Genomic DNA, 18,356 nt, shown 5'->3' with positions numbered 1-18,356 from the left:
GTCTTAAACTAGCTTTGTATTTATTACTATTTGCTTTGGAGTGAACTTAGAAAAATAAAAAGAGATATTTGATATGAATTGGCAGCTGCCGCTAGGACGGCGGCAGCAGTGGTCACTTGAAACAGGACGTTGAATGTGCCACGGTGCCAATACATACAAATATCTCTTTTTTAATTTTTCTTTGTGAACGGAGTAGCAAAAGTAATAATACAAAGACTAGTTAAGACTAGATGATTATATAAACTACATTGTCCGTCCCACCCATACCTATGTTTTACTTAGTCTTTTGGTTTTCGGCAAGCTTCATGGCGCGGACCTTGAGTGGGAGGCCCCAAAGTGTGATGAAGCCTTCGGCGTCGTGGTGATCGTAAAGGTCGCCAGTTGTGAAGGATGCAAGTGACTCTGAGTACAGAGAGTATGGTGAAGTTGTGCCGGCCTTGATGATGTTGCCTTTGTAGAGCTTGAACTTAACTTCGCCTGTTACGTATTCTTGTGTAGACTTTACGAATGCCTGGATGGCGTCGCAAAGTGGTGTGAACCATTTGCCTTCGTAGCAAACCTGTGCAAGCTTGGCACCCATTTCTTTTTTCATTTCCATTGTCGCGCGGTCGAGACAAAGCTCTTCAAGCTGAGCGTGTGCCTCCATGAGGATAGTGCCGCCTGGTGTCTCGTAAACGCCACGAGATTTCATACCAACTACACGGTTTTCTACTATATCTACAATACCAACCCCGTTTCTACCACCAATTTCATTTAATTCCTTGATGATATCTGATACCTTCATTTTCTTTCCATTTACAGATGTTGGAACACCCTTTTCGAATGTCATTGTTACGTACTCTGGCTTGTCTGGAGCCTTCTCAGGTGGAGTAGTGAGCATGAGTAAGTGTTCGTAGTTTGGCTCCTGAGATGGATCTTCAAGCTCAAGTCCTTCGTGGCTGATGTGCCAGAGGTTTCTGTCACGGCTGTATGACTGATCTGTTGAGAATGGAAGATTAATGCCGTGAGCCTTACAGTAGTCGATTTCGTCCTGACGAGACTGAAGCTTCCACTTATCACTTCTCCATGGAGCAATTACTTTGATGTCAGGTGCAAGGGCTTTGATTCCAAGCTCGAAACGAATCTGATCGTTACCTTTTCCTGTTGCACCATGGCAGATAGCAACAGCTCCTTCTTTTCTGGCAATTTCAACAAGCTTTGCAGCAATACCTGGACGAGCCATAGCAGTTCCAAGTAAGTATTTGTTTTCGTAAATAGCTCCTGCCTGTACACAAGGTACGATGTAGTTGTCGCAGAAATCGTCAACAATATCTTCTATATATAATTTAGAAGCGCCAGATGCTTTTGCTCTTTCTGAAAGGCCATCCAATTCCTCGCCCTGTCCGCAATCGATACAGCAGCAGATTACTTCGTATCCATAGTTTTCCTTAAGCCATGGAATGATAGCTGTGGTATCAAGACCACCTGAATATGCAAGTACAACTTTTTCCTGTGCCATAATGTATATCTCCTTTTGAATTTATTGTTCTATAGTCTGAAAATACTGTACTACAATAAAGTGATAAATTCAAGGGTTATTTATACATGAAAATAGCATAAAAATAAATTTAGTTAATTTTAACGTTGAATTACCGAAATATACAATGTATATTTATGCAATATTAATTCATATTTTTACGCTACACCACTTTACTTCGTGAAAGTAAAGTTATACAATGAATGCAGTTGTACAAAAATAAAAGAGAAGGAAATGCATAATTATGATTAAGGTAGGTATTATCGGTGCTACAGGATACGCTGGAGCAGAAATAGTAAGAATTCTATATAGTCATCCAGAGGCTGAAATAGTATGGTATGGCTCACGTTCATATGTGGATGAGAGATTTGCTTCTATATATAAGAACATGTTCACCTTGGTAGATGATAAATGCTTAGATGACAATATACTTGAGCTTTCAAAGCAAGTAGATGTTATTTTTACAGCAACCCCTCAGGGATATTTAGCAGGGGTTCTTACAGAAGAGATTCTTAGCAATTGTAAAGTAATCGATTTATCTGCTGATTATCGTATTAAGGATGTTGCTACATATGAAAAGTGGTATGGCATTGAGCACAAGAGTCCTCAGTTTATTGATGAAGCGGTTTATGGTTTATGTGAAATCAATAGAGATAAGGAAGTAGGTGCAAGACTTATTGCAAATCCTGGATGCTACACAACATGCTCGATACTTACAGCTTATCCACTTGTAAAGGCAGGTCTTATTGATCCTACATCAATTATTATTGATGCAAAGTCAGGAACCAGTGGTGCAGGACGTGGAGCAAAGCTTCCTAATCTATTTTGTGAGGTAAATGAAAGTATGAAGGCATACGGAGTTACATCACATCGACATACACCTGAAATAGAAGAGCAGCTTGGATATGCATGTGGGCAGGAGATTATGATTAATTTCACACCACACCTTGTTCCTATGAATAGAGGCATTCTTGTTACAGAATATGCAACACTTGTTAAAAAGGATGGAAAGCTTCCTACAAAAGAGCAGGTAATGAAGGCCTATCACGACATGTATGATGATGAATTCTTTGTGAGAGTTCTTGAGTATGGTGAGTGTCCTGAAACAAAGTGGGTTGAAGGAAGTAATTTTGTAGATGTTAGCTGCAAGATTGATGAAAGAACAGGCCGAATCGTTATGATGGGTGCTCTTGATAATCTTGTTAAGGGTGCTGCAGGGCAGGCTGTTCAGAACATGAATATTATTTTTGGTTTAGATGAAAAGATGGGACTTGATTTTGCACCAATGTTCCCATAGGTAATAGGGGTAGTAAGTATGGTTGTACAGGAAAATTTTAAGATTTCAATGGATTTAGGTGTATATACAGAGTATCAAATTCGCACCATGGAAGAGTCTGATTATGAAGAGGTTTATGAACTTTGGACAACAATTCATGGATTTGCAATGCGAAGCCTTGATGATTCAAAAGAGGGAATCTTAAAGTTCATAAAAAGGAATCCAAACACATCTGTAGTTGCGGTTGTTGATGGAAAAATAGTTGGTTCTATTCTTGCTGGACATGATGGTCGCCATGGAAGCTTTTATCATGTTTGTGTTCACGAGGATTATCGTAAACACGGTATAGGTAAAGCTATGGTTACATCTGCGATGGTTCGTCTGAAAAACGAAGGAATCAATAAGGTTCAGTTGGTTGCCTTTTCTGGAAATGAAATTGGAAATCATTTCTGGCATGCAGAGGGATGGAGAGAGCGCGAAGATTACAACACATACGATTTCGTTTTAAATGACGAGAATATAATCAAATTTAATAGTTAAGGAGTACATATAATGAAGGTTATAGATGGTGGAATTACAGCGGCACAAGGTTTTGAGGCTGCAAGCACAGCAGCAGGGATTAAATATCAGGGGCGTACTGACATGGCAATGGTTTATTCGAAGGTGCCATGTGTATCTGCTGGAACATTCACAACTAATGTGGTAAAGGCAGCATGTGTTCAGTGGGATATGAAAATTGTAAAATCTGACAAGCCAGTTCAGGCAGTTGTTATAAATTCAGGTATTGCAAATGCCTGTACAGGTCAGGAAGGCTTTAATGCATGTGAAGCTACAGCAAGAGGTGTTCAGGAGGTTCTTGGTGTACCTTACGATACTGTAGCAGTGGCATCTACTGGTGTAATTGGAATGCAGCTTCCTGTTGATAAGCTTGTGGCTGGTGTAAAAGCTATGGCACCAAAGCTTGATGGAAGTGTAAATGCAGGAACAGAAGCATCAAAAGCAATCATGACTACTGATACTGTAAATAAGGAGATTGCGGTTTCATTTGAGATAGATGGTGTGGAAGTAAAGCTTGGAGGAATGAGCAAAGGCTCAGGAATGATTCATCCTAATATGTGTACAATGCTTGCTTTCCTTGGCACAGATCTTGATATTGAAAAGGAGCTTCTGCAGGAAGCAGTCAGCGATGTGGTTGCAGATAGCTTTAACATGATTACAGTTGATGGAGATACATCAACAAATGACACACTTATCTGCATGGCAAATGGTTTAGCTGGCAACAAGAAAATTACATCTAAAGATGAAAGCTACGAAGCTTTTAAAGAAGCCCTTTCTTATGTATGTACTAGTCTTGCTAAAACAATGGCTGCCGATGGAGAGGGAGCAAGCAAGCTTTTCGAGGCTACTATCGTAAATGCCAAGTCGAAAGAAGATGCAAAGACATTGGCACGTGCGATAGTTGGTTCAAATCTTTCAAAAGCTGCAATCTTTGGATGCGATGCAAACTTTGGTCGTTTCCTTTGTGCAATGGGATATTCTGGAGCAGATTTTGACCAGAATGACGTGGAGCTTTTCTTCAAAAGTGCAAATGGAGAGTTAAAGGTTTTTGATAAGGGAACACCTATTGTATTCGATGAGGAAGAGGCCCTTAAAATAATGAAAGCTGATGCTGTTACAGTATTTGTAGATATGCATGAAGGTGATGCAGAGGCCACAGCATGGGGCTGTGATTTGACCTATGATTACGTAAAGATTAATGCAGATTATCGCTCATAATAAAACTGGGAGGAAAACACAATGGACAAGAGCATGTTAGCGGTTATGGACAAAGCCGAGGTTTTAATAGAGGCGTTGCCATATATTCAGCGCTTTAACCGTAAGATTATTGTTGTTAAATATGGTGGAAGCGCCATGATTGATGAGGAGCTTAAAAAGCAGGTTATCCAGGATGTTACTTTGCTTAAGCTTGTTGGTTTCAAGCCAATCATCGTACATGGTGGTGGCAAGGAAATCAGCCGTTGGGTTGAGAAGACAGGAATGGAGCCGGAATTCATTAATGGTCTTCGTAAAACAGATGAAGCCACAATGGAAATTGCAGAGATGGTTTTAAACAAGGTTAATAAATCTCTTGTTCAGAATGTCCAGTCTCTTGGTGTTAATGCAGTTGGCGTATCTGGAAAAGATGGTGGACTATTAAAGGTTCAAAAGAAGCTTTCCGATGGCCAAGATATTGGTTTTGTAGGAGAGATTACAGAAGTAAATCCAAAGATTATTATGGATTTGCTTGAAAATGATTTTCTTCCAATCGTTTGCCCTATTGGAATGGATGAGAACTTTGTTACATATAATATTAATGCAGATGATGCTGCATGTGCTATCGCAAAAGCGGTAAATGCAGAGAAGCTTGCATTCCTTACAGATATCGAGGGAGTTTATAAGGATAAAGATGATCCAGACTCACTTATTTCTGAGCTTACAATTGAGGAAGCAAAGGATTTAATTGGGGACGGATACATTGGTGGCGGAATGCTTCCAAAGCTTAACAATTGCATCGAAGCCATCGAACAGGGAGTTAGCCGTGTGCATATATTGGATGGAAGAATAGCACATTGCCTTCTTCTTGAAATCTTTACTAACAAGGGAATTGGAACAGCAATTATCGGAGACAAGGACACGAGGTACTACAATGAATAAAAAGGAATATATAGAGGCAGCGGATAACTGTTTATTACACGTATATAATAGATTTCCAGTTATATTTGACTATGGAAAAGGTGTGTATTTATATGATGAGTTAGATGAGAAATATTTGGATTTCGCATCTGGAATAGGGGTTATGGCTTTTGGATATGGTAATGAGGATTATGAGGCTGCACTTACAACTCAACTGAAACGCATTACTCATACATCAAACCTTTATTATCATGTACCTATGATAGAGGCTGCACAAAAGCTTACAAAAGCATCTGGAATGGATAAGGTTTTCTTTACAAATTCAGGAGCTGAAGCTATAGAAGGTGCACTTAAGACTGCAAAGAAATACGCATATACGAAGAAAGGCCCAGGGGATTATGAAATTATCGCCATGGAAAATTCTTTCCATGGTCGCACCGTTGGTTCTCTTTCAGTAACAGGAACTGACCACTATAGAGAGCCTTTTTACCCTTTGATGGCTGGAGTTAAATTTGCAACATTTAATGACTTCGGTAGTGTTCTTGCAAATCTAAGTGACAATACATGCGCCATTATTATGGAAACCGTTCAGGGAGAGGGCGGTCTATATCCAGCGGATGAGACTTTCTTGAAAAAGGTGCGTGAGCTTTGCGACGAGGAAGATATTCTTCTGATTCTCGATGAAGTCCAGTGCGGTATGGGACGAACAGGAAGCATGTATGCGTTCCAACAGTATGGTATTAAGCCTGATATTCTCACTACAGCAAAGGCTCTTGGTAACGGTGTTCCAATTGGAGCATTTGCCGTTACAGACAAGGTGGCCCAGAGCTCTCTGGAGCCGGGAGATCATGGCACAACCTATGGTGGCAATCCACTTTGCACCGCAGCAGTTTCTCAAGTCTTTGATATGTTTGAGGATTATAAACTTATCGACCACGTAAAGGAGATTACACCGTATTTGGAGCAGACTCTTGATAATCTTGTTAATAAATATGATTTTATTACAGAACGAAGAGGTATGGGCTTGATGCAGGGACTTGTGCTTACAATTCCGGTAAAAGAGGTTGTAAGTAAAGCATTGTTAGAGCAGCATTTGGTTGTACTTTCAGCAGGCTCAGATGTGCTGCGTTTACTTCCACCACTTGTGATAAATGAACAGGACATCGATTTGTTCAAAGAGAAGATTGAAAAAGTATTTGAGCAATTTGTGTAAACAGAAGGCATCGTTTTCAGATATAATGAAAGCGGTGCTTTTTATATGCTTGTTTAAATTGGGGGAATAACTATGCAAAGTATTTTAAACACTTATGTTTTGGGGGACATGAAGGCAACATATCTTATTGATGAAGATACCAAGAATGTTGAATTCGTTTTACTTCCTGCTGCTATTGAATATAAAAATATGGATGACATGAAAGAAAAGCCATATATTGATTCAGCCGTTCAAGTTAAGATAATGGGAGATACTTATAATGGCGGGTATGCTCCTGGTGTTACGATGCGTCAAAGTCCTTCAGTGGTTGGTTTTAAATACAAGGATCAGACTGTAAAAATCGTTGAAGATACCACTGAAATCGATACAATTCTAGAAGATTCTAGAGGGTACTTATTATGTCATCATCTTAAATATACAGAAGGTGAAAAGGTTATTAGAACATATTCTAGCTTTAAGAATAATAGTGACAAAGAAGTATCCTTGGAATCTATTTCTAGTTTTTCATTGGGAAAGATTTCTCCATTGATGGATGGGGATGGCGCAGATACTTTAAAGCTTCATAGGATTCGCAGTGTTTGGAGCATGGAAGGAAGAAAGGAGACACTTTCTCTCGAAGATCTTCAACTTGAGCCATCATGGGGAGGCCACGCTGTTAGATGCGAAAGATTTGGTTCTATAGGATCACTTCCAGTTAATAAGTTCTTCCCTATTATGGTGTTGGAAGATTCTAAGAACCAAATCTTTTGGGGTGTTCAACTTATGCATAATGCTTCTTGGCAAATGGAGGTATATAGACGAGGAGATTATGTTCAAATCTCAGGTGGTTTAGCTGATCGTGAGTATGGTCATTGGACAAAGAACATAAAATCACAGGAGGAGTTTGTTTCTCCAGAGGCAATTATTTCTGTATGTCGGGATGAGGAGGAAGAAGTATATCGTCGTCTTACTTCGTCATTAAATAGTGTGGTGAATGAAGGACCGAAGTCGGAGCAAAGCTTGCCTGTGATGTTTAATGAATATTGCACTACATGGGGAAATCCAAGTCATGAAAACATATGCGAGATAGTTAATACAATTAAAGACAAGGGCTTCGAATATTTTGTAATTGATTGCGGTTGGTACAAGCAAGAGGGGATTCCATGGGATGTGTCTATGGGCGATTATGAGGTATCAAAGGAACTCTTTAAGGATGGCTTAGATAAGACTGTTCAGGTTATTAAAGATGCTGGAATGAAGCCGGGTATATGGTTCGAAATAGACAACGTTGGAGAGAAATCAAAAGCCTATAATGATACAGAACATTTGCTAAAGCGGGACGGATATCCATTAACAACCACCATGAGAAGATTTTGGGATTTGCGTCAGGAACATGTGCAGGAATACCTAAGAGAAAAAGTAATTGGTACATTAAAACAGTATGGGTTTGAATACATGAAAATAGATTGCAACGATACTGTTGGCATCGGCTGTGATGGGGCAGAATCCTTGGGAGAAGGTCTTCGCCAAAATCAAGAGTACTCTATTAAGTTCATCCAAAAAGTAAAAGAAGAAATACCTGGAATAATATTAGAAAACTGTGCTTCTGGCGGACATAAACTTGAACCATTGATGATGTCGCTTTGTAGCATGGCTTCATTTTCAGATGCTCATGAGTGCCCGGAAATTCCGATTATTGCTGCAAATCTACATAGAGTTATTTTGCCAAGACAAAGTCAAATTTGGGCAGTTATAAGACAAGAAGATTCATTGAAGCGAATAGCTTATTCTATCGCAAATACGTTTTTAGGAAGAATGTGCCTATCAGGTGACGTGTGTTCATTGGATGAACCACAGTGGAAAGTTATAGATGATGGTATTTCTTTCTACAAGAAAATCGCATCTATCATTAAAGATGGTAAAACATATTTTTATGGAAATAAGATAAGCAGCTATCGACATCCAAAAGGCTGGCAGGCAATATTTAGAGAAAGTATAGATGAAAGTAAAGCTTATATTGTAATCCATGGTTTCAATCAAGCCAAAGGGGTACAAGTACAGATAAATCTTAATTGTGATTATCATTTAGTAAATTATTACTCATATCAGGAGGAGCATATTTCTCTAAAAAATGGTGCATTAGAATATAGGATTCCTGATGATATGTATGCTGTTTGTTTGTATTTGGAAAAAGATAGTTAAATGGGTCACCATCATATAGTTGCTATTTACCTATTGAGATAGTATGCTAAAGAAAAAGAGGTAAATGCCTATGAAGTCAATATTAATAAAAGATACAACAAAAGAAGAAAGAGAAGAGATTATTAGGTCTTCCCTTGATTGTGGAGGCGGTTGTGAAAACTGCTCATCTTGTTGGTTAGGTGGTGGAAGTCCTTGGGATATATATCAGGACTATATAGATGGTAGGCGAGAGATTTCAGAGATTAATGCTGATTACATGTCAGTATATCGCCAGGACAGACAGATAAAGTAGGTAAGTGCTATGGCTCCAGACATTTCAACTTCAACAACAGAAGAGCGCAGATTATAGATAAATTATCCTACAGTTTTTCTAGACCAGGCTGATGCACCGCATCTGGCGCATCCATAGTATCTATAATATTTAGTGAATTTAGAGTCTCGCTTGCGGTAGATTGTGGCTCCACAGTTGCCGCAAGTGAAGACATATTTTACATTCATTTCTTTACTTTCGTAGTTTTCAACGCCTTTTTCTATACCTTGAGTAACACGCTTTATGTTGTAACCGTACACTTGGTTAACAACCTCTGCGTAATATTTCCACTTTCCAGTATGTCGCATACATCCTTTGCATGTATGCAGTAATTCATGAATTATAGTTTCCTTGCAGGCTGTTTCAGAAATTCTATCATCTTCTAAAAGTCTGGCAGCTATTTCAATTGAGTAGCTACCATCTGGGTTTAATTTACAGAGTCCCCAACGAGTTTTTGCTCTAGTATTAATTTTCCAAGATGAAATGTTTCCTAATTTGATTCCAAGATGAGTAACTTCATCTATGCATTGTTCTTTGAGTTTTACAAAATCCTTCAACGTTGTATATCCTTTGATTTTTATGTCAAGTCTGATATTGGAATTGTATCATATGTTATGATTAGATATAAGACAAGACAACAAGGAGCGACAAGAATGAAAAAGAAAAAACTATATACGATTTTGATTGTATCAGTGTTATGCATAGCAGATTATTTGTACTATGGAACTAGCAATGCAGGTAATGAGACAAATGATAATCCTTATACAATTGTAAATGATAATGTCCCATATTTTTCAGAGGAGGATTTGACTCGTACTGATGCTTTTGAAACATATAGTGAACTGGATTCTTTAGGCAGATGCGGAGTGGCATATGCAAATATTTGTCAGAAACTTATGCCTACAGAAGAGCGAGGCGAAATAGGAAGTGTAAAGCCTAGTGGATGGCATACAGTAAACTATCATGAATATGTAGATGGAAATTACCTATATAATAGATGCCATCTCATTGGATATCAGCTAAGTGGAGAAAATGCAAATGAGAAGAATCTTATTACAGGGACTAGATATCTAAATGTGGAGGGGATGCTTCCTTTTGAAAATCAGGTGGCTGAATATGTAGAAGAGACAGGTAATCATGTTTTGTATAGAGTCACACCTGTATTCGAAGGCGATAACTTGGTGGCTTCCGGTGTTCAGATGGAAGCCTACTCAGTGGAAGACCAGGGAGCAGGTGTTATGTTTAACGTATATTGTTACAATGTGCAACCGGGGATAACAATCGACTATGCTACTGGCGATAGTGAGCTAGAAAGTGATTCTTCTAAATGAAGGAATTGATTATGCCAACTGCAATGCCAAGAATCATAGCTGCTAATATAACAAAATTTATAAAGCGCATAGTGTATTGCTGTTTCTTGGCAACACCATATATTGTTCTACATTTTGGGCAGACAAACTGTTCTGGACTATACTTGACTAAGTGCTTTTTGCATTTCGGACAAAGAAAATATTGATTCATTAAGATTATCCTTTCTTTCAATATTATCTTTATTATAATTGTTATTATTGATTAACTCAAATTATGTCAAAAATATTTTAATATTTCGATATTTTGTAAAACTATTGTAATATATGGAAAAATTAGCTACAATAAGCAGGACGATATTGGAGTCTCCTACAGAGAATTATAGGAGATTACATGAAGAGATTTTTATTTATTGCTTGTTGTAGCATTTTTTTATTTACAGGATGCGGTCAAGCATCATATTTTCAATCAACGGAGCTTGTGGATTCCACAGAAGAGACACCTAAAGAGGACGAGATGGTTGAGGAATTATTGCCGGAAACTATTTTTGTTCAGGTTGCAGGTGCTGTTGAAAATCCAGATGTATATGAATTACCAGTTGGCTCCAGAGTCTATGCAGCAATAGAAGCTGCAGGAGGTCTGTTAGATTCAGCAGATGATAGCGACATCAATCAGGCATCAGTGCTTGAGGACGGACAGAAGCTATACGTATATACGGTAGAAGAATCCGAAGCGTTAAAGCAAGAGATGATTGCTTCGTCACAGCAGGACGACGGACTTGTCAATATTAATACAGCCAGCGCCGCTGAGCTTCAGTCATTGCCTGGAATAGGGGAGGCTAAAGCAAAACAGATAGTATCCTACAGAGAGGCTAACGGAGATTTTTCTTCGGTAGAGGATATTAAAAATGTTTCAGGAATTGGCGATGGTATTTTCAACCAAATTAATTCACTTATCAAAATATAAAGAACAGTATAGAGGATTGTTATGGCTAAAAAAGTTTTAGTAGTTGATGATGAAAAACTAATCGTAAAGGGAATTAGATTTTCACTTGAGCAGGATGGCATGGAAGTGGATTGTGCATATGATGGACAGGAGGCTCTTGATTTAGCTTCAGCCAATGCATACGATATGATTCTTCTTGATGTTATGCTTCCAAAGCTTGATGGGTTTGAGGTATGCCAAAGCATTAGAGAGTTTTCTAATGTTCCTATTGTTATGCTTACTGCTAAGGGTGACGATATGGATAAGATTCTTGGCCTCGAATATGGTGCAGATGACTACATTACTAAGCCTTTTAACATCCTTGAAGTAAAAGCACGTATCAAAGCCATTATGAGAAGAGCAGCTTTGGGACAGCCTGTTGCTACTGATCATAAAGCTGAGGAAAATATCGTAGAAAATGGCGATTTAGTTTTAGATAAGAGTAATCGCCGTCTTACAATTCTTGGTGTTGAATATAATCTTACTTCAAAGGAATTTGACATGCTTCTTTTGCTTGTCACAAATCCTAAGAAAGTATTTTCAAGAGAGGATTTGCTCCATACTATCTGGGGAGAGGACTATCCTGGTGATGAAAGAACAGTAGACGTTCATGTTAGACGTCTTAGAGAAAAGATAGAGCCAAATCCAAAGGAGCCAAAATACGTTCGCACAAAATGGGGCGTTGGCTATTATTATATGTAAAGTGGGTTGTTAATGAAAAAGTTATTTAGTCACGGTTATTTTCGCAGTATAGGTTTTAAAATAGCATTTATTATCATTTGCGTAGGCATCATTCCATTTGTGGTTTGCGTGCCTATTTCTATGCGTGCATATGAATCAGTTTCAATCAGAACTGATGCCACAAATCTTATGGCACAGGCCATTTCCTACAATAATCAAATAGTAACAAGCGGTTATCTTACAGGTGATGAGAATTCACTTCTTGACACCCAGCTTAAGGCTGTAGCGGAGAGTTACAATGGTCGAATTCTTGTGGTGAACTCTACCTTAAAGATAGTGAGAGATTCTTTTTCTGCAGATGTGGGAAAGACTGTTATTTGGGAAAATATCATTTATTCAATGCAGGGACAGTCATTGTATTACTATGATAAGTTGACCAATTATCTTATAGTTACAGTTCCTCTCACCAGCTCAGAGGGGGAGACTGTAGGTGTTTTGGTTATTAATAAATCAATGGATTACATCCTTACAAATGAAGATACTTTCCTTTCTTACATGTTGATAGGCGAGATTATTATTGTTTCATTGACACTTATAGTAGCGGTATTTTCTCATATTCATTTCACAAAGCCAATAAAGCGAATGTCTAAGTCGTTGGATGCTATTGTTCGTGAATATACAAGTGAGATGCCGGAGGAAGATTCATTCACAGAGCTACAGGATATTTCTTCTAAGTTCAACGAAGTAATTGGTAAACTACATTCCATAGATGAGTCTCGTCAGGAGTTTGTTTCAAACGTATCCCATGAGCTTAAGACACCACTTACGTCTATGAAGGTTTTAGCGGATTCTTTAAATGGATCAGAAGATGTACCTATAGAAATGTACAAGGAATTCATGCTTGATATTGGTGATGAAATCGACAGAGAAACCAAGATTATCAACGATCTTCTCAGTCTTGTTAGAATGGATAAGAGTGGTGCGCAGCTTAATGTTACAGCTGTAAATATCAACGAGCTTATTGAGCATATCTTAAAGAGACTTAAGCCTATTGCAGAGAAGTCTGATATTGAGGTTGTATATGAATCCTTCAGACCAGTTGTTGCTGAAGTTGATGAAGTTAAGTTTACACTGGTAGTTACAAATCTTGTTGAAAACGCTATTAAATATAATAACGAAGGTGGATGGGTTCATATTTCTTTGAACTCAGATCATCAATTCTTCTATATCAAGGTAGAAGACAATGGTCTTGGAATCCCTGAGGATTCAGTGGAACATATTTTTGAAAGATTTTATCGTGCAGACAAATCTCATTCTAGAGAAATTGGTGGAACAGGTCTTGGTTTGGCAATTACCAAGAGCGCCATTGCTATGCACAATGGTGAAATCAAGGTTCGTTCAAAGCTTAATGAAGGATCTACATTTGATGTGCGAATTCCTCTTAACTACATTGAAAAGGAGGTGCACTAATGAAAAGACTACTTAGCTTAATTCTTACAATTACATTAGCACTCTCTATGGTTTCATGTGGTTCAAAGAATGAAGAGTCGGACTATCAGATCTATTACTTGAAATCTGACAAAGCTGGAATCGTTCCAACTGCTTATACATTCCAGTCCGATGACACTGCAGAAATGGTGGAAGAGGCTATCAACGAGTTGGCTGAATCGCCAGATGACATAGACTACATCAATACAATCCCATCAGAGGTTGAAGCTAAAAGCTGGGAGATTAATGATGGAAACCTTAGTCTGTATTTAGTTGGCGGCTATGATTCGTTAGATACTTACACAGAGATACTTGTTAGAGCAGCTATCGTAAAGACGTTAGTGCAAATCGATGGTGTAGAATCTGTTTCTATCTACGTAAATGATGCGCCACTTGCTGATTCAAATGGCGATAGCATTGGTGCAATGACTGCAGATACTTTCATCGAGGATTTTGGTCAGGAGACAGACTCGCTTCTTTCTACAAATCTTACATTATATTTTGCTAGTGCAGATGGTATGTCTACAGTGGCAGAAACGAGAGAAGTTTACTACAGTCGTAATGTTACAATTGAGCGACTTGTCATAGAACAATTACTGAAGGGGCCTGATTCCGATGAGCTTCTTTCAGCAATTCCACCAGGAACAAAATTAAACTCAATTTCTGTTTCAGAAAGTGGAGTGTGTATAGTAAACTTTGACGCTGCTATTGAGTCTACAGTAACAGGTGTCACTGAAAATGTTACTGTGTACTCAATTGTAAACTCATTGACAGAACTGGATAATATTAAGCAAGTGCAGATTCTTGTTAATGGAGATACCCCCCACATTTCAAATGTGGATGTGGATTTATCGTCTTCAATTTCTCGTAATGAGGATATTATCAATGAGCTTGCTGATCAAGAGGAAGAGGACGAAGAGCTATATCTAGAAGATGATAGCGATTTCGACTATACAGAAACAGAAGAATAATTTTTAACAAGGAGGACATATGTTACGAGGTCGAAGACTTTGTAAGATTTCCTTGTTGATAATAATAACGATTGCTTTTAGTGTATATGGCCCCTGGGATTATCTGGGGGTCTATACAAAAGCTAATGCAGCTGATTGTATGCCAGAAGGCACTCAGGTGCAGGCTGTTGGCAGGGTTTATCATAAGGAAATCAAAAACGACAGTGTACTCTATTATGTAAGAAATGCTACCGTTGACTCTGAAATAGGTAGGCTTTCAAATACATCATTTATTTTCAAATTTAATTCAGATGAAATCCCAAATTATTGCAAACTAAATATTAAAGGTAAGGTTAGTCATTTTATGACTGCTAGAAATGATGGCGCTTTTGATATGAACAATTATTATCAGTCAATGGGGCTGTATTTTGAGCTGTCTAATCCTGAAGTTTTAGGATACAGCTGTGGCTTATTATCAGGAAAAGATATTTTATATAAGCTTAGCAAAGCGCTTGACGGTGTTTATCACTGGGCGCTACCAGGTGAAGAAGCAGGCTTTTTATCTAGCATTGCTATTGGTAATAAAGGTGATTTATTAGGAGACCTAAGAGAGCTTTTTCAAACGGTAGGAGTGGCGCATGTGCTTGCTGTTTCGGGACTTCATGTATCTGTTGTGTGCATGTCATTCTATAAACTTCTGAGACGACGGGGAAAAAGCTTTATTTGTGCTGGAATCCTTGCTGGAATAGTGGCTGTTTTTTACGGATTACTTACAGGGGGAAGTATATCTTCAGTGAGAGCGATTTGCATGTTTCTGATATTTCTTTTGGCGGACATTTTAGGAGAGGCATATGATTCTTTGACAGCGTTGGCTGTTGTGGCAGATTTTCTACTTCTGGGAAATCCATTGCTTATCAGAAATGGAAGCTTTATTTTTTCCTTTGGAGCAATTCTTGGTATTTGGTATGTAGCGCTACCTTTAAGTGGGATATATGGAAAGTATTGTAACGAAAGAAAGAAGCTTATGAAATCAGATGACGGCTTTGGAAAAGCAATTAAAAAGCCAATCCATAGAGTCATTGTTGAATATTTCGTATCTAGCTTTATTTTTTCTATTGGTATATATGGGGCAATGCTTCCGATTGTTACTCAAATGTATCATGAAACTCCGGTTTATTCTTCAATCCTTAATTTATTAATCTTGCCGCTTATGCCGGTGCTGCTTGGGCTAGGTTTGTTTGGTGGATTTCTTGGACTAATCTATTTACCACTGGGAAAGCTTATTCTGATGCCATGTCATTTTGTTATTTACATTTTTGAAATGATAGCGTCAATGTTTTCGAAGCTACCAAATGCTAATGCAATTGTTGGGCACCGTGGAATTATAAGAATTGTCATTTATTATGGATTAATATTTGTGGCATGGCGTCTTTCTGAATTGTTTAATAGCCATATCGATGCTGAGCTAATTAATCCTAGAACCAGAATATCGTATATACGAAGGAAAATGCTTGTTACAATGGGGCTTTTCATAGTAGTGATTTGCACATGGTTCATCCCTTCTAAACAATCATTCGAAGTGGATATCTTGGATGTAGGACAGGGGGATGGCATATATATTTCCTCTCAGGATGGTGTGAGATTTTTCATAGATGGAGGAAGCACCAGCTCCGATGCTGTTGGAAAATATACGTTGCTTCCTTTTCTTAAATATAAAGGAGCCAGCCATATTGATTATTGGTTTCTGTCTCATATGGACATGGATCATGTATCCGGTGTATTAGAACTACTTGAGTCTGGGTATAGAATCGATAATATTGTGCTTTCAGCAGAGATACCTAGCGACGAAACTTTGGGCCGATTACTGGAATTATGTATAGCTAATGGCACCAATGTTCTATACATGAACCAGGGAGATAAGTGTGGCAGTAGACATCTCACATTTACTTGCATCTATCCCTTTGATGGAATAGTCAGTGATGACATTAATGCACTGTCATTGGCATTATTGATGGAGTATGACAAGGATGGTGACGGAACTGTTGATTATTCAGGATTCTTTGGAGGAGATTTAGGCGCTGAGCAAGAGATAGCTATTGCCCAGTCGGGAAAAGTGGGACATGTTAACCTACTGAAAGTTAGCCACCATGGCAGCCGATTCAGCTCTGATTCAGAGTTTTTATCCCTACTGGCCCCTGATGTTGCTGTTATCAGTTGCGCCAAGGTAAATCGCTACGGCCACCCAGCCGCCGAAGCCGTCGAACGCATTGAGGCCGCGGCAGGAAGCATTTATTACACCATGGACTCAGGCCGCGTGAGAGCGAGGGCAGGGGGAGTTGATGTGTTTACACGGTAGTTATGCCTATTCTGGATGAACTACTATCTATGACTTCTTGTGGGCTACTTAAGGAAAAAGCCCACAAGAACTTGGCTTCGCCAAGCAATATTTTCTTTCAGAAAATATTGGTCTATGTCCGGTTCTTGTTTTTCTGATGAAAAACAAAAACCTATAGTTGATTTTTGCGCTTAGATAGTAGGGAATGAGCTGGTTCTTACTATCTAATGGCGAAAACATTATTTAGATAGTAATGAACTGGTGAAATCTTACTATCTGGTAAGAAAAAAGAGTTATAGATAGTAAGCCATGACAGATTTCTTACTATCTAATGGCGAAAATATTATTTAGATAGTAATGAATTGGTGAATTCTTACTATCTGGTAAGAAAAAAGAGTTATAGATAGTAAGCCATGACGGAAATCTTACTATCTGATGGTGAAAACATTATTTAGATAGTAATGAACTGGTGGTTTCTTACTATCTAGTGAGAAAAAAGAGTTATAGATAGTAAGCCATGACAGATTTCTTACTATCTAATGAGAAAAACTAGATTTAGATAGTAGGACATGAGTGAATGCTTACTATCTTGTGGATAAATAGTAATTTTGATAAAAGAAAGGAATTAAAAGTATGAATATAGAAGTATTAAAAGAGGAACTAACACAAATTACAGAACAGAAAAAATTTGTATTGAATGAACTATCAAATTATAGTGATCTTCTAGATAAAACTCTTGTATTGAAGAAAAGCAATGGCATTTACCAATACTATTATAGGGATGCAGATGATAATTTAGAGTATATTTCTGCAGCGGATAAGGATATAGCAAAACGTTTAGCGCAGAAAGATTATTATGAGAAAATGCTAACAAATCTTCATAGGCAGGAGATGGCCATAAAAAGATTTATATTAAAATATAATTGTGCTAGTGTTAGTAATTTGTATGAAAAGTTATCTGATGGAAGGAAACAATTGATAAATCCTATTATCAAATCAGATGCTGATTATATTAAAGAGTGGTATGGGAAGTATTGTGGAGCACAAAATAAATATGACAAGTCATCATCTTATACGACAAACAATGGTGAGGAGGTGAGGTCTAAATCAGAAAAGATTATTGCTGATTTGTTTTACCAATATGGTGTTATTTATCAATATGAGCCTGAGATAATCCTACATAATGGGATTAAGTGCTATCCAGATTTTGTTTTATTGAACATACGAGAAAGGAAGACTTATTTTTGGGAACATTTTGGCTTAACATCCGATAATACATATTCAGATAAAAATCTAGAAAAGCTTGCAAGATATGAGAAATCTGGAATTATTTCCGGAGAAAATCTAATAATATCTACAGAAGCCTATGGAATAAATTTGGATGTGAATTTGATTGAGCATAAAATTAAGTTATTTTTGTTGTAGTTCATATTGCGTGTAA

The 18,356-nt window shown here is 37.9% G+C and carries 15 protein-coding genes and 1 pseudogene; 14 read left to right on the top strand and 2 right to left on the bottom strand.

Features of this window, described 5'->3' with window-relative positions; all coding sequences use genetic code 11:
* Positions 1-274: 274 nt before the first annotated feature.
* Positions 275-1,498 (bottom strand): argininosuccinate synthase, encoded by a 1,224-nt coding sequence (locus tag CRN97_RS11765; RefSeq protein WP_044934013.1) that lies wholly within the window; start codon positions 1,496-1,498, stop codon positions 275-277.
* A 262-nt stretch (positions 1,499-1,760) separates the two neighbouring features.
* Here CRN97_RS11765 and argC point away from each other — a divergent pair, with 262 nt between their 5' ends.
* The 7 genes from argC (at position 1,761) to CRN97_RS11730 (ending at position 9,151) form a co-directional block, all read left to right on the top strand.
* Positions 1,761-2,813: an N-acetyl-gamma-glutamyl-phosphate reductase gene (gene argC, locus CRN97_RS11760; RefSeq protein WP_097077010.1), complete on the top strand. Its 1,053-nt coding sequence runs from the start codon at positions 1,761-1,763 to the stop codon at positions 2,811-2,813.
* A gap of 18 nt (positions 2,814-2,831) precedes the next feature.
* On the top strand, positions 2,832-3,332 hold the full coding sequence (locus CRN97_RS11755; protein ID WP_242839250.1) for a GNAT family N-acetyltransferase: 501 nt from the start codon (positions 2,832-2,834) through the stop codon (positions 3,330-3,332).
* Between the two features lie 12 nt (positions 3,333-3,344).
* On the top strand, positions 3,345-4,568 hold the full coding sequence (argJ, locus tag CRN97_RS11750) for a bifunctional glutamate N-acetyltransferase/amino-acid acetyltransferase ArgJ (RefSeq protein WP_097077009.1): 1,224 nt from the start codon (positions 3,345-3,347) through the stop codon (positions 4,566-4,568).
* 21 nt (positions 4,569-4,589) lie between these two features.
* On the top strand, positions 4,590-5,486 hold the full coding sequence (argB, locus tag CRN97_RS11745; protein WP_097077008.1) for an acetylglutamate kinase: 897 nt from the start codon (positions 4,590-4,592) through the stop codon (positions 5,484-5,486).
* The gene (locus CRN97_RS11740; RefSeq protein WP_097077007.1) at positions 5,479-6,678 is read left to right on the top strand and encodes an aspartate aminotransferase family protein; all 1,200 of its coding nucleotides are present in this window, start codon (positions 5,479-5,481) and stop codon (positions 6,676-6,678) included. The genes argB and CRN97_RS11740 overlap by 8 nt, the downstream gene beginning before the upstream one ends.
* Before the next feature lie 72 nt (positions 6,679-6,750).
* Positions 6,751-8,859 carry a glycoside hydrolase family 36 protein gene (locus CRN97_RS11735; protein WP_097077006.1) on the top strand — a complete coding sequence of 703 codons (2,109 nt, stop codon included), beginning with the start codon at positions 6,751-6,753 and terminating at the stop codon, positions 8,857-8,859.
* 70 nt (positions 8,860-8,929) lie between these two features.
* A complete protein-coding gene (locus CRN97_RS11730; RefSeq protein ID WP_097077005.1) occupies positions 8,930-9,151 on the top strand; it encodes a hypothetical protein in 222 nt (73 codons plus the stop codon).
* Between the two features lie 62 nt (positions 9,152-9,213).
* On the opposite strand, the gene CRN97_RS11725 is transcribed toward CRN97_RS11730, so the two are convergent.
* Positions 9,214-9,726: a SprT-like domain-containing protein gene (locus CRN97_RS11725; protein ID WP_179670748.1), complete on the bottom strand. Its 513-nt coding sequence runs from the start codon at positions 9,724-9,726 to the stop codon at positions 9,214-9,216.
* A 204-nt stretch (positions 9,727-9,930) separates the two neighbouring features.
* Between CRN97_RS11725 and CRN97_RS11720 the strand changes: the two are divergent.
* The 7 genes and pseudogenes from CRN97_RS11720 to CRN97_RS11685 all read left to right on the top strand — a co-directional run.
* Positions 9,931-10,488, top strand: a pseudogene (locus tag CRN97_RS11720) (DNA/RNA non-specific endonuclease); the annotation flags it as partial.
* 382 nt (positions 10,489-10,870) lie between these two features.
* Entirely contained in the window at positions 10,871-11,443 is a 573-nt protein-coding gene (locus CRN97_RS11710) for a ComEA family DNA-binding protein (RefSeq protein WP_074790306.1), read from the top strand.
* A 21-nt stretch (positions 11,444-11,464) separates the two neighbouring features.
* A complete protein-coding gene (locus CRN97_RS11705; RefSeq protein ID WP_097077001.1) occupies positions 11,465-12,163 on the top strand; it encodes a response regulator transcription factor in 699 nt (232 codons plus the stop codon).
* Between the two features lie 12 nt (positions 12,164-12,175).
* A complete protein-coding gene (locus tag CRN97_RS11700; protein WP_044934035.1) occupies positions 12,176-13,612 on the top strand; it encodes a sensor histidine kinase in 1,437 nt (478 codons plus the stop codon).
* Complete coding sequence (locus CRN97_RS11695) at positions 13,612-14,601, top strand: GerMN domain-containing protein (RefSeq protein ID WP_097077000.1); 990 nt, start codon at positions 13,612-13,614, stop codon at positions 14,599-14,601. The genes CRN97_RS11700 and CRN97_RS11695 overlap by 1 nt, the downstream gene beginning before the upstream one ends.
* A 19-nt stretch (positions 14,602-14,620) precedes the next feature.
* On the top strand, positions 14,621-16,936 hold the full coding sequence (locus CRN97_RS11690; RefSeq protein ID WP_097076999.1) for a DNA internalization-related competence protein ComEC/Rec2: 2,316 nt from the start codon (positions 14,621-14,623) through the stop codon (positions 16,934-16,936).
* Between the two features lie 612 nt (positions 16,937-17,548).
* Positions 17,549-18,340 (top strand): hypothetical protein, encoded by a 792-nt coding sequence (locus CRN97_RS11685; protein WP_097076998.1) that lies wholly within the window; start codon positions 17,549-17,551, stop codon positions 18,338-18,340.
* Positions 18,341-18,356: the final 16 nt, after the last annotated feature.

The organism is Pseudobutyrivibrio ruminis DSM 9787 (assembly GCF_900218035.1).
In the GTDB taxonomy this organism is placed as follows: domain Bacteria; phylum Bacillota; class Clostridia; order Lachnospirales; family Lachnospiraceae; genus Pseudobutyrivibrio; species Pseudobutyrivibrio ruminis.
This window is presented reverse-complemented; position numbering and strand designations above follow the sequence as displayed.

Coding starts and splice junctions, on each gene's coding strand:
- CRN97_RS11765 (WP_044934013.1), bottom strand. CDS start 1,498: ATGGCACAGGAAAAAGTTGTACTTGCATATTCAGGTGGTCTTGATACC.
- argC (WP_097077010.1), top strand. CDS start 1,761: ATGATTAAGGTAGGTATTATCGGTGCTACAGGATACGCTGGAGCAGAA.
- CRN97_RS11755 (WP_242839250.1), top strand. CDS start 2,832: ATGGTTGTACAGGAAAATTTTAAGATTTCAATGGATTTAGGTGTATAT.
- argJ (WP_097077009.1), top strand. CDS start 3,345: ATGAAGGTTATAGATGGTGGAATTACAGCGGCACAAGGTTTTGAGGCT.
- argB (WP_097077008.1), top strand. CDS start 4,590: ATGGACAAGAGCATGTTAGCGGTTATGGACAAAGCCGAGGTTTTAATA.
- CRN97_RS11740 (WP_097077007.1), top strand. CDS start 5,479: ATGAATAAAAAGGAATATATAGAGGCAGCGGATAACTGTTTATTACAC.
- CRN97_RS11735 (WP_097077006.1), top strand. CDS start 6,751: ATGCAAAGTATTTTAAACACTTATGTTTTGGGGGACATGAAGGCAACA.
- CRN97_RS11730 (WP_097077005.1), top strand. CDS start 8,930: ATGAAGTCAATATTAATAAAAGATACAACAAAAGAAGAAAGAGAAGAG.
- CRN97_RS11710 (WP_074790306.1), top strand. CDS start 10,871: ATGAAGAGATTTTTATTTATTGCTTGTTGTAGCATTTTTTTATTTACA.
- CRN97_RS11705 (WP_097077001.1), top strand. CDS start 11,465: ATGGCTAAAAAAGTTTTAGTAGTTGATGATGAAAAACTAATCGTAAAG.
- CRN97_RS11700 (WP_044934035.1), top strand. CDS start 12,176: ATGAAAAAGTTATTTAGTCACGGTTATTTTCGCAGTATAGGTTTTAAA.
- CRN97_RS11695 (WP_097077000.1), top strand. CDS start 13,612: ATGAAAAGACTACTTAGCTTAATTCTTACAATTACATTAGCACTCTCT.
- CRN97_RS11690 (WP_097076999.1), top strand. CDS start 14,621: ATGTTACGAGGTCGAAGACTTTGTAAGATTTCCTTGTTGATAATAATA.
- CRN97_RS11685 (WP_097076998.1), top strand. CDS start 17,549: ATGAATATAGAAGTATTAAAAGAGGAACTAACACAAATTACAGAACAG.